Origin of the sequence: Bacillus sp. SM2101 (assembly GCF_018588585.1) — a bacterium.
GTDB lineage: Bacteria > Bacillota > Bacilli > Bacillales > SM2101 > Nanhaiella > Nanhaiella sioensis.
Genome location: NZ_JAEUFG010000105.1, coordinates 1 through 1,279, shown reverse-complemented (window position 1 = coordinate 1,279; position 1,279 = coordinate 1). Strand labels below are relative to the sequence as shown.

The 1,279-nt window shown below is 26.8% G+C and carries 1 protein-coding gene; it reads right to left on the bottom strand.

What is annotated here, in order from left to right; all coding sequences use genetic code 11:
• Window positions 1–664: 664 nt before the first annotated feature.
• Entirely contained in the window at window positions 665–1,120 is a 456-nt protein-coding gene (locus tag JM172_RS24440; protein WP_214484973.1) for a hypothetical protein, read from the bottom strand.
• Window positions 1,121–1,279: the final 159 nt, after the last annotated feature.

Sequence of the window (1,279 nt, the reverse complement as noted above, 5' to 3'; positions counted from 1 at the left end):
ATCCAAAACCAATAAACTAATCTTTATATGGTATATGTCACCCCTTTATAATGTACTGATCTTCCACAATATGGCGCTTGAATCGAATAAACATAGTTTGAATAACTTAGAATAGTTATATTATTATGAATTATTGTTTGGGAAGAGGTGAAATAAATTAAAAAAGGCAGAATTTCTATAATAGGTGGAATAATAATAGGCTGTATTATTTCATATTTTACACTTGAATATGGTGGGTTGACTATTACTCATCATGATCGAAATGGAGATGTTGTAAAGGTGATGAAAGATTTAGACTATAATCTTGTTTTTAATACTTTATCGACGATACTGTTTACAATACTTATAATTTATCTAATTCTGTTCTTAGTTGAAAAAAAGGTTTTAAATAAGTAATCATAATTGCTAAGTATAAATAGAATAAAGGTCTCGTATATCTCTGAAATGAACTGGATGCATTTTTTGCCTTCGGGTGAAGTAATATATAATAAGTGATGATGAACAGATAAAATAAATGAAATCTGAATGGGAATTGGTACCGAAATCGATTTAAGATAGAATATCAGATTCCATAAATATTACTCTGATGATTGCTTTAAATGAATAAGGAATTTTCAAGATAGGTATTCATAGAAAAATACACTTGTGTATACTTTTCTTAACTTCATTTAATTAATTCTTCTACTATTGTTGATTCTCCAAATCCAGTTACTTTATATTTATGACCATCATCTAATTGAAATACTATACCCAAAATCGATTTCTCATAACTATCTTTTCGGTCAATACTCTTTTTAGTAAGACCATCTGAATCATAATGTACTTTACCTTCAACATTTATGAAATTCTCTTTTTGATTATTATTAATATTACTAATCTCATGATTTATCATTCTACCTTGTATCCATGCCCCTAATACTGGTTCAAAGCTATTAGTATCAAAAACCATTCCCTCTTTGTAATATATAGTTATAGAATATTTTACGAATTGTTCACTAAAATCCTCATTACTCCCGTGTCCATAGTATGATTCATATATTCTAAAATCATCAAAATCATTATAAGAGTTAGTACACGCTACCAGTGTTATGATTTGTAAAATAATTATTATTCGCTTCATTTAATCACCCCATACCCTTATTATATTTGAATTTGCTAAAAAAATAATCTACATAATTCAAAATGTAGATTACCGAACCATCTTATTCAACAAAACCAGCTAATAGTTTGTCAACATTTTTCAATAAAAAAATTTAATTATCCATGTTATACTAAAATT